10 protein-coding genes and 2 riboswitches are annotated in these 10,059 nt (G+C 68.1%); of the genes, 5 read left to right on the top strand and 5 right to left on the bottom strand.

From position 1 onward, the window contains the following. Nucleotides 1-114: 114 nt before the first annotated feature. The 3 genes from L0977_RS17465 to L0977_RS17455 are packed head-to-tail and all read right to left on the bottom strand — an operon-like array spanning nt 115 to nt 2,359. Nucleotides 115-567 (bottom strand): acyl-CoA thioesterase, encoded by a 453-nt coding sequence (locus L0977_RS17465; RefSeq protein ID WP_234266139.1) that lies wholly within the window; start codon nt 565-567, stop codon nt 115-117. A gap of 35 nt (nt 568-602) precedes the next feature. Beyond that, a complete protein-coding gene (locus tag L0977_RS17460; RefSeq protein WP_234266138.1) occupies nt 603-1,517 on the bottom strand; it encodes a DMT family transporter in 915 nt (304 codons plus the stop codon). Nucleotides 1,518-1,576: 59 nt separating this feature from the next. Next, nucleotides 1,577-2,359 carry an SDR family oxidoreductase gene (locus L0977_RS17455; RefSeq protein WP_234266137.1) on the bottom strand — a complete coding sequence of 261 codons (783 nt, stop codon included), beginning with the start codon at nt 2,357-2,359 and terminating at the stop codon, nt 1,577-1,579. A gap of 134 nt (nt 2,360-2,493) precedes the next feature. On the opposite strand from L0977_RS17455, the gene L0977_RS17450 reads away from it, so the two are divergent. Next, entirely contained in the window at nt 2,494-4,176 is a 1,683-nt protein-coding gene (locus L0977_RS17450) for an electron transfer flavoprotein-ubiquinone oxidoreductase (protein ID WP_234266136.1), read from the top strand. 79 nt (nt 4,177-4,255) lie between these two features. Here the strand turns inward: L0977_RS17450 and L0977_RS17445 are convergent, their stop codons facing one another. Continuing rightward, nucleotides 4,256-4,852, bottom strand: coding sequence for a TetR/AcrR family transcriptional regulator (locus tag L0977_RS17445; RefSeq protein WP_234266135.1), 597 nt, complete (start codon nt 4,850-4,852; stop codon nt 4,256-4,258). A 119-nt stretch (nt 4,853-4,971) separates the two neighbouring features. On the opposite strand from L0977_RS17445, the gene L0977_RS17440 reads away from it, so the two are divergent. After that, entirely contained in the window at nt 4,972-6,618 is a 1,647-nt protein-coding gene (locus tag L0977_RS17440) for an isovaleryl-CoA dehydrogenase (protein WP_234266134.1), read from the top strand. Between the two features lie 36 nt (nt 6,619-6,654). On the opposite strand, the gene ygiD is transcribed toward L0977_RS17440, so the two are convergent. Next, nucleotides 6,655-7,539 (bottom strand): 4,5-DOPA dioxygenase extradiol, encoded by an 885-nt coding sequence (gene ygiD / locus L0977_RS17435; RefSeq protein ID WP_234266133.1) that lies wholly within the window; start codon nt 7,537-7,539, stop codon nt 6,655-6,657. 132 nt (nt 7,540-7,671) lie between these two features. Here ygiD and L0977_RS17430 point away from each other — a divergent pair, with 132 nt between their 5' ends. The 3 genes from L0977_RS17430 (at nt 7,672) to gcvH (ending at nt 10,046) form a co-directional block, all read left to right on the top strand. Continuing rightward, nucleotides 7,672-8,178, top strand: a complete 507-nt coding sequence (locus tag L0977_RS17430; protein ID WP_234266132.1) for a hypothetical protein — start codon at nt 7,672-7,674, stop codon at nt 8,176-8,178. 23 nt (nt 8,179-8,201) lie between these two features. After that, nucleotides 8,202-8,303, top strand: a riboswitch (glycine riboswitch). An 11-nt stretch (nt 8,304-8,314) separates the two neighbouring features. Then, nucleotides 8,315-8,415, top strand: a riboswitch (glycine riboswitch). A gap of 71 nt (nt 8,416-8,486) precedes the next feature. Further along, nucleotides 8,487-9,611 carry a glycine cleavage system aminomethyltransferase GcvT gene (gcvT, locus tag L0977_RS17425; protein ID WP_234266131.1) on the top strand — a complete coding sequence of 375 codons (1,125 nt, stop codon included), beginning with the start codon at nt 8,487-8,489 and terminating at the stop codon, nt 9,609-9,611. 63 nt (nt 9,612-9,674) lie between these two features. Next, nucleotides 9,675-10,046 (top strand): glycine cleavage system protein GcvH, encoded by a 372-nt coding sequence (gene gcvH / locus L0977_RS17420; protein WP_234266130.1) that lies wholly within the window; start codon nt 9,675-9,677, stop codon nt 10,044-10,046. The last annotated feature ends 13 nt before the right edge of the window (nt 10,047-10,059 follow it).

Genomic DNA, 10,059 nt, shown 5'->3' with positions numbered 1-10,059 from the left:
AGGTCGCCTTGGTCGCTTGCATGCGCAAGCTGCTGACCACGCTCAATGCCATGGTCCGAACTGGCAAACCTTGGGACAAATCGCTTCACAGCGCTTGACTTCCAAGACGGTTACTCAGTCGCGCGCCAGCCGGGGAGGTCCGCCTGCCGACTCGATCAGCGCCCGGGCGCTGTCCGACATCGGCACCGATTTCTGGCGCGGGAAGTCTACCCAGACCACGGTGGCACCCCCGTTCGCATACACCGTGGCCGGGTCGTCGGTGCGCAACATCTCGTGGTAGGTGTCGAAGGAAGTGCGCCCCATGGCCCCTACGTAGGTTCGCACCAGCACTTCACCCGGAAATTCGAACTGGCGGATGAAGTTGCAGAAGGCATTGACGATCACCGGCCCTTCACCCTGCGGATCGGCCGGCAGGCCCATGCCGAAAAACCAGTCGAGCCGGGCGATCTCCATGTAGCGGAAATAGATCGTGTTGTTCACATGCCCCATGGCATCCATGTCGCCCCAACGGATGGGCACCACGATTTCATGCACCAGGCGTTTGTCGTCAGGCAGTTCCAGTTTCATCACAGATTCCTAGGAGTGACCGGGCTCGAAAGCCCTCAGCGGTGGGCGCGGATGGAGGCCAGGATGCCCAGCACGAACAGGCCGCTCGCCCCCCATTGCACGGGCTGGGGCCACTGCCCCGACCAGATGAACGCATAACAGAGACCGAACACGGTCTCGCTGACAATCAGTTGCCCAGCCAGGCTGGAACTCAGCCGGCGGCAGGCGACGTTCCACAGCACCGAAGCCACCCAGGCCGAGCCAATGCCGGTGGACGTGCAGACAAACACGAAACGCCCCAGTCCTGGGCGCTCTGCCAGTTCGGCCCAGGGCGTACCAGCCCCCAGCCAGAGCAGCCACCCGCCCACCCCGGCAGCGAGCCCCAACCAGTTGGCCCACTCGGTGGAATTCACCGCCTCATTGCGCCGCAGCCAGCGCGCGTTGAACAGGCCGAACACGGTCCAACTGGCCATGGCCCCGACCCCGAACAACACGCCCCGGACCAGGTGACGGGCGCCTTCCACATCCACGTCGGCTGCCGTGGCCCGCATCATCAGGGCCATGCCGGCTGCGGTCAGCAGCAGGCCCGGCACCAGGGATGACCAGCGCAGACCGACCGGCTTGCCCAGCATCATCACCCACAGCGGAATGGTGCCGATGATCAGCACCGGCAACGCCGCCCCGGCATCCGCAATGGCCAGCACCAGCAACAGGTAATACCCGGTGTAGCCGAGCACGCTCAGGCCTGCGGCCGCCAGCGCCTGGCGCCCCGTCGGCCGTCGCAGAGCGGCCCCGCCGCGCTGACTGCGCCCCCACTGCCACAGCATCAGCAGCGCAGAAAACAGGCCGCAGGCCACGAAACGGCCTGCGGTGTAGTCCACCGACGAAAATCCGGGGGCCGCCAGCGGCGCCACGAAGGTCGTGCCCCAGAACGCCCCGGCCGCCAGACCGGCCAGAATGCCCGTGGCCATCCCTGGCGGCAGCGCCCCCGGCTGCCCCAGGCTGCCCGCGGAAACGCCTTGCGCTGGCGTCACACCGCGAACCCGTCGTCTGCCGCGATCACGGCACCGTTGATGAAATGGCTTTCGTTGCTCGCCAGCATGACCAACACCGCGTCCAGATCGGCCGGCGAGCCGACGCGTTTGCGCGGCAGCATGCCGATCAGCTTCTGCCCCTGCTCAGTCTGCCAGTGCTGGTGGTTGATCTCGGTGTCGATGTAGCCAGGACAGATGGCGTTGACGTTGATGCCGAACTTGCCCCACTCCACCGCCATGGCCTTGGTCATGTGCACGACAGCGGCCTTGCTCATGCAGTACACACCGATCTGCGGCAGCACCTTCAGGCCGGCCATGGACGCGATGTTGATGATGCGCCCGCCCACGAAAGTGCCCGGAGCCGCACCCTGGGCGCGCGCGAGCATGCGCTTGGCCACTTCCTGCGCCACGAAGAAGGCGCCCCGGGTGTTGGTGCCGAAGACGAAGTCGTAGTCGTCCTCGGTCACGTCCTGCAGGCGCTGCGTGGTGCTCACGCCCGAGTTGTTGATCAGGATGTCGATCGGCCCCACCTCGGTCTCGGCATGCGCGACCGCAGACTTGATCGACGCAGTGTCGGTCACGTCCAGCGCCACCACATGGGCGTCGCCGCCCTCGGCCTCGATGTGGGCACGCAAGGCCATCAGGCGGTCGGTGCGGCGGCTGGCGAGCACCACGGCAGCGCCCGCGCGGCTCAGGGTTTTGGCGAACTGCGCCCCCAGACCACTGGAAGCGCCCGTGATGAGGGCGACACGGCCCGACAGGTCAAGCTGGTAAGACACGGGATAATCTCCAGACGATTCAAATTAGCACGATCGTTCGATTTTCGGGCACAAGGGCATAAAATGCGGTCCGCCCGAAGACACCCGCCACAGCCGTGGCGGCGATCCGAAAACCATTATCTGTGAGACCCCCGATGAGCCCAGACGAGATCCTCGCGCAATACGGCCCGCGAGAAGCGATGGAATACGACGTGGTGGTGATCGGTGGCGGCCCGGCGGGGCTGTCCACCGCGATCCGCCTGAAGCAGCTGGCCACCGACAAGGGCAGCGAGATCAACGTCTGCGTGCTGGAAAAAGGCTCCGAGCCGGGCGCGCACATCCTCTCGGGCGCGGTGATGGACCCCAAGGCGCTCACCGAGCTGCTCCCCAACTGGAAGGAACTGGGCGCGCCACTGAACCAGCCCGTGACGGGCGACGATGTCCTGTTTCTTTCCGAGACGGGCCACAAGCGCACGCCCGACGCGCTGGTGCCGCGCAACTTCCACAACGAAGGCAACTACGTCATCAGCCTGGGCGCGGTCACCCAATGGCTGGGCCAGCAGGCCGAGGCCCTGGGCGTGGAGATCTTTCCCGGCTTTGCCGCTGCCGAGGTGCTCTACCACGATGACGGCTCGGTCAAGGGCGTGGCCACCGGCAACCTGGGCGTGGGCAAGGATAGCGAGCCGACCGAGAACTTCCAGATCGGCATGGAGCTGCACGCCAAGTACACGGTGTTCGCCGAGGGCGCGCGTGGCCACCTGGGCAAACAGCTCATCGCCAAATTCAAGCTCGACGAGGGCAAGGACCCGCAAAGCTACGCCATCGGCATCAAGGAGCTGTGGGAGATCCCGGCCGAGAAGGCCAAGCCGGGCCTGGTCGTGCACACCGCGGGCTGGCCGATGGACAGCGAGACCTACGGTGGCGGCTTCCTGTACCACCTCGAAGGCAACAAGGTCACGCTGGGCTTCGTGACCGGGCTGGATTACCAAAACCCCTGGCTCTCCCCGTTCGAGGAGATGCAGCGCTGGAAGACCCACCCGGCCATCAAGGCACACATCGAAGGCGGCAAGCGCCTGGGCTATGGCGCCCGCGCCATCACCGCCGGCGGTCTGCTGAGTCTGCCCAAGACGGTGTTCCCGGGCGGCGCGCTGGTCGGCTGCGATGCGGGCTTTTTGAACGCCGCGCGCATCAAGGGCAGCCACGCAGCGATCAAGAGCGGCATGCTGTGCGCCGAGGCGGCTTTCGAGGCGGTGACGGCGGGTCGCACCAGCGACGAGCTGGCGGCCTACCCCAACGCCTTCGAGCAAAGCTGGCTGCACACCGAGCTGCACCAGTCGCGCAACTTCAAGCAGTGGTTCAAGAAGGGCAGCACGGTTGGCGCCCTGATGACCGGGATCGAGCAATGGTTCCTGCCCAAGATCGGTGTGAGCACGCCGCCCTGGACGATCCACCGCACGCAGGCCGATCACCTGTACCTGAAGCCGGCGGCCGAGTGCCCGAAGATCGAGTACCCCAAGCCCGATGGGCAGCTCACCTTCGACCGGCTCTCCAGCGTATTCGTCTCCAACACCAACCACGAGGAGAACCAGCCGGCACACCTGACGCTCAAGGACGCCAGCGTGCCGGTCAAGGTCAATCTGGCGAAGTTCGGCGGTCCCGAGAGCCGCTACTGCCCGGCCGGGGTGTACGAGTTCGTCAACAAGGACGGGGCCGACCAGCTGGTGATCAACGCGCAGAACTGTGTGCACTGCAAGACCTGCGACATCAAGGATCCCACGCAGAACATCGTCTGGGTCACCCCCGAGGGTGGCGGCGGGCCCAACTACGCCGGCATGTGATAGCGGTGGCCGGGGTAAACACCGGCCGCCCCCTTTCTCGGCAGACGGGCGGCCTGGCCGCCCGTTTTTCATGGGCGCGTCAGCCGCCCGCCAGATGCCCCTGCAGCGACCGCCCCAGATCGGTCTGCAACGCGGCCCAGTCCACACGGGCACCTTGCGTGAGCAGGGCCTGCACCACCGCACCGTAGGTCAGCACGTGCACCGCCCGCCCCAGGCGCAGGCAGCCGGCCGGATCGGGCGCATCACGCGCGTGTCCCACCGCCGCAACCCAGGCCTCGACGTAGCGGCGGTAGTTCTTGCGGTAGGCCTCGGGCGGCGATATCTGGCGCTCCAACTGGTACAGCGCGGCCCAGGCCCGGGCATCGGACCGGATCGCCGCGATCTGCCGCGCCACCAGTGCTGGCACCAGTTGCCCCAGCGGCAGCCCCTGCAAAACCTCCGCCTGGGTCACCAGATCCCGCGCCAGCGCCTGCACCTTGCGGTGGATGGTGAGCGCGGCCAGCGCCTGCTTGTCGCTCACATAGTCGTAGAAGGTGCCGATGCCCACCCCCGCCACCCCCGCGAGTTCGCGCACCGTCATGGCCGCATAGCCCTGGTCCAGCAAAACCCGAACAAAGGCCTCCTGCAAAGCCTGCGAACTGGCCTGCGCACGCGACTGCCGGGGGCGCCGCCGCAAGGCAGACTCGCCTGCCGCGGGGGCCGTCACCGGCGCACGGGAAATCCGAACACGTGTTGCCGCCATCGTTCCTACACTCTGTCTTGCCCTGGACACACACCAACGAAGGAGACATTAGCATGGGCTGGACCACCCACGAGGTCAGCAACCAGTTCGACGAACTGCGCGGCTACAACCTCTACACCACCGACAGTGCCTTGCAGGCCGCCGTTTCGCGCCACGGCGGGGCCGACGCCCACGACCGCCTGGCTGCCTATGGCGAGCTGATGGGCACGGCCGAGAGCTACGACCTGGCCGACCTTGCCAACCGCCACACCCCAGAGTTGCGGACCTTCGACGCCCGCGGGCGCCGCATCGACCAGGTGGACTTCCACCCCGCATGGCACGAACTGCTGAGCCGTTACCGGGGTGCGGGCCTGATCTCCAGCCCCTTCCGCGAGACCCACACGGGCCGCTGGGCGGCCTGGGCCGCCGGCTTCTACCTGCACGCCCAGATCGAGGCCGGCACGTTGTGCCCCTCGACGATGACGCTGGGCGCCATTCCCCTGCTGCAGCGCGAACCCGCGCTCTGGGAACAGACCGGCAGCCGCCTCTTCAGCGACCGCTACGATCCGCGCGATCTGCCCATCGCCCAGAAAAGCGCGATTTATCTGGGCATGGGCATGACCGAAAAACAGGGCGGCTCGGACGTGCGGGCCAACCAGACCACCGCCACCCCCATCGGCGCGGGCGGGCGTGGCGGCGAGTACCTGCTGCGCGGTCACAAGTGGTTCTTCTCGGCCCCCATGTGCGACGCCCATCTGGTGGTGGCGCGCACCCCCGAGGACGGCCTGGCCTGCTTCTTCGTGCCACGCTGGCGGCCCGATGGCAGCAAGAACGCCATCCACATCCAGCGCCTGAAGAACAAGGTCGGCAACAAGAGCAATTCCAGCAGCGAAGTGGAGTTCCACGATGCCTGGGGGGTGCTGATGGGCGAGGCCGGACGCGGCATCCCCACCATCATCGAAATGGCCACCTACACGCGGCTGACCTGTGTACTGGGCAGCGCGGCCATGATCCGCCAGGCGCTGGCCCAGGGCATCGCCTACACGCGCCAGCGCCGGGCCTTCGGCAACACCCTGGCCAACCAGCCGCTGATGCGCGCCGTGCTGGCCGACATGGCGCTGGAGAGCGAAGGCGCGCTGGCACTGGCCATGCACCTGGCCGAAGCCTACGAACACGACACGCCCGAGGCCCGCGCGTGGCACCGCCTGATGACGCCGGCCGCGAAATTCTGGGTCTGCAAGCGCGCCGTCGAACTCACCGGCGAAGCCATGGAAGTCTTCGGTGGCAACGGCTACGTGGAGGACGGCATCATGGGCCGGCTGTTCCGCGAAGCGCCGGTCAACTCGATCTGGGAGGGATCGGGCAACGTGATGTGCCTGGACGTGATGCGCGGCATCGCACGCCAGCCCGAACACGCGCAGGTGCTGCTCGCCGACCTCATGCGCCGGGCCGGCGAACACCGGGCGCTGACCAGCGAAGCGCTCGACCTCAGCCGCCTGCTGGAGCGGCCACCGGGCGAATTCGAGGGCATCGGCCGCCAGTTCACCGCCCGCCTGTGCGTGCTGGCCCAGGCCTGCCTGCTGCACGAGAGCGCTCCCACGGCAGTGGCCGACGCCTTCATCGCCACCCGCCTGGGCACGCACTGGGGCGCCGTCACCGGCCTGGTCGATCCGTCCAGGCTGGACGTCGACGCCCTGCTCCAGCGCGCCCTGCCCGCCTGAGAACCGGACCGGCCGGACCGCCAGCGTGCGGCCGGCTCAGCCCCACTGCAGGCAGCGCATGCTCAGCGTGCCCGAGTGGAAACCTTCGTAGACGTGCTGCAGCGGCTCGCGCGGATCGGAAGCGCCCAGCGCATACAGGAACGGCCAGTAGTGATCGGGTGTGGGCACCGCCATCGCGGCCGACGCGCCCATGGCCGCGGGATTCAGCAGGCGCTGTTCGGTGCGGAAGCTGCGCTCGTTCAGCGCCGCCTTCACCGCCTCATCGAAGCCCTGGGCCCAGTCGGTCAGGCCGCGCGCACTGGGCTCGGCCCCGCGCACGGTCGCGCGCAGGTTGTGGACGATGTTGCCGCTGCCCACGATGAGCACGCCCTGGTCGCGCAGCGCTGCCAGTTCGCGCCCGATCCCGTGGTGGAAGCCGCCGGCCGCGGCGTAATCGATCGACAGCTGAAACGTGGGGATGTCGGCCTGCGGATACAGGTGGCGCAGCACGGTCCAGGTGCCGTGGTCCAGCCCCCAGTCGTCGCTGCCCTGGACCTTGCGCGCCTTGACGATGGCCTGCAGTTCGCGCGCCATGCCGGGCGCACCGGCCGCCGGGTACTGGATCTCGTACAGCGCCTTCGGAAACCCGCCGAAATCGTGGATGGTGCGCGGCCGGGCCTGCACGTCCACCAGGCTCTGTCCCGGCGTCAGCCAGTGCGCGGAAACCGACAGGATGGCCGTCGGCCGGGGCAGACGCCGCCCCCAGGCGGTGAGGCTGCGCGTGAAGGCGTTGTCGGCCACCGCATTCATGGGGCTGCCGTGACCGATGAAGATCACGGGCATGCGGGTGGCGGCGGGAGCGGCGGCGGTATCGCGCAGCGGCGCGGTCACGGCGGCGATGCTGGAAAAGGCTTGCAGGAGCTGGCGGCGACGGACGTTCATGGGGACGGGAATATCAGGGAATGGGGATGCGACCCGCCAGGCCGGGCAAGGTTCCATTGTCGCCGGCTCCGTCTTTTTCACACCGTGGTCACGAAGCCCCGGCACAGTGCGGCGGGTTCGTTGGGAACCGCCATGCTGACCAAAACCGACCAAGGACGCGCCGAACTGCGCCCGGGCCACCGCAGCCTGGGGCAACGCGAGCGCGCTGTGCTGCTGCTCGCCGACGGGCGCGTGAGCGAATCGCGCCTGGCCGCGCTGTTCGAGGGCGAGGGCCGCGAACTGGTCGACCGCCTGGTCACCCAGGGCTACCTGAGCCGCACCCAGCCAGCGCCACCGCCCCCGGCTGCTGCGCGCCCCACGGCGCAGCACGGGGAGTCGTTCGCAGGCACCCGCTCGCTGGCCACCGCGCGCATGTATCTCTTCGACCTCAGCGACCGGCTGTTCGCCCCGCGCGACCGCAACCTCGCCGACCGCTACCGCGCGGCGCTGCGCGAAGCGCGGGACGCCCACACCATGCTGGCGGTGGGCCGGGAGCTGATCGCCGACGTGGAGACGCTGGCCGGCGCCCAGCGCGCCGCCGGCATCCGCGAACGGCTGGAGCGCCTGTTGCCGCCGGAGATCACCGACATCCCGGCCTGAAGGCGGTGCGATTCCGTTACACTGCGGCCCCATCAGGAGAGCGCTCCCTTTTCGGGAGCCGCCGAAGGCGCAGGCGACCGGCAAACCGGTTCTGAACGCTCAGGCAAAAGGACTGATGACCATCGCCCTGGCGGCGATGTCCCTCACTGGAGAGAGGCGCCCTGCGGCGCCCACCGAAGGAGCAAGCGCGGCATCGCCCGGGCGAATCTCTCAGGTAAAGCGGACAGTGGGGCAGCGCACGGATGAACCGTGCCATTCCGTCACCCCCAAGGGGCTGGCGGCCTGCCCTGCCCTTTGCGAGACCTGCCGTGACCGACCCGACCCTGCTCCAGACCCCGCTGCACGCCCTGCACCTCGAACTCGGTGCGCGCATGGTGCCCTTCGCCGGCTACGCCATGCCGGTGCAATACCCCGAAGGCCTGATGGCCGAGCACCACCACACGCGCCGCGCGGCGGGCCTGTTCGACGTCTCGCACATGGGCCAGTTGCTGCTGTCCGGTCCCGATGCAGCGGCCGCCTTCGAGAGCCTGATGCCGGTGGACGTGATCGGCCTGGGGGTGAACAAACAGCGCTACGGCCTGCTGCTCAACGACGCGGGCGGCATCATCGACGACCTCATGTTCGTCAACCGCGGGACGGACCTTTTCGTGATCGTCAACGGCGCCTGCAAACACGGCGATCTGGCGCACATCCGGGCCTGCATCGGCAGCCTGTGCCACATCGACGCCCAGTTCGACCGCGCCCTGCTCGCCCTGCAGGGGCCGGCAGCGGTGACGGCCCTGCAGCGCCTGCTGCCCGGCGTGGAGAAGCTGGTGTTCATGACCGGCATGGCCGCCACCTGGAACGGCGCCGACCTGTACGTCACCCGCAGCGGTTACACCGGCGAAGACGGGTTCGAGATCTCGCTGCCCGCCGCCAGCGCCGACGCTTTTGCCCGCGCCCTGCTGGCGCAGCCGGAGGTCAAGCCGGTCGGACTGGGGGCCCGCAATTCGCTGCGCCTGGAAGCCGGCCTCTGCCTGTATGGCAACGACATCGACACCACCACCACCCCCGTGGAAGCGGCGCTGAACTGGGCGATGCAGAAGATCCGCCGCACCGGCGGCGAGCGCGCCGGCGGCTTCCCGGGCGCCGACGTCGTGCTCGCCCAGTTGGATGGCAGCCGCGCCTTGACCCGCAAGCGCGTCGGCCTGATTGCGCTGGAGCGCGTACCGGTGCGCGAGCATGTGGAGCTGCAAAGCCTGGACGGCACCAGGATCGGCGAAGTCACCAGCGGCCTGCTCGGCCCCAGTGCCGACAAGCCGGTCGCCATGGGCTACGTTTCCCCCGAACACGCCGAGATAGGCACGCGTCTGCATGCCATCGTGCGCGGCAAGGCCGTGCCGATGGAAGTCGCCCCCATGCCGTTTGTGGCCAACCGCTATCACCGCGGCTGAACGGCTTCCCGCCAACCCGATAAGCTGCTGTCCACCTCAACCTTTTTCACCGGAGCCTTTTCCATGACCACCAAGTACACCGAAGACCACGAATGGATCACCGTTGAGGGGGGCATCGCCACCGTCGGCATCACCCCCCATGCGCAAGACGCGCTGGGCGACGTGGTGTTCGTCGACCTGCCCGAAGTGGGCAAGACCTTTGCCCAGAAGGACGTGGCGGGCGTGGTCGAGTCCGTCAAGGCCGCAGCCGATGTGTACATGCCCGTCAGCGGCGAGATCACCGAGGTGAACGAGGCCCTGCGCGACGATCCGTCGCTGGCCAACAGCGACCCGCTGGGCGCCGGCTGGTTCTTCAAGGTCAAGCTCAGCGATGCGGCCCAGGTCGACGCGCTGCTGGACGCCACCGCCTACGACGCCTTCGCGCAACAAGGCTGATTTTCCGGCGCGT

It is taken from the genome of Hydrogenophaga sp. NFH-34 (genome assembly GCF_021401345.1).
Classification (GTDB): Bacteria; Pseudomonadota; Gammaproteobacteria; order Burkholderiales; family Burkholderiaceae_C; genus Hydrogenophaga; species Hydrogenophaga electricum.
Note: the sequence above shows the minus strand (reverse complement) of the source record. Positions and strands in the feature narration are given on the sequence as shown.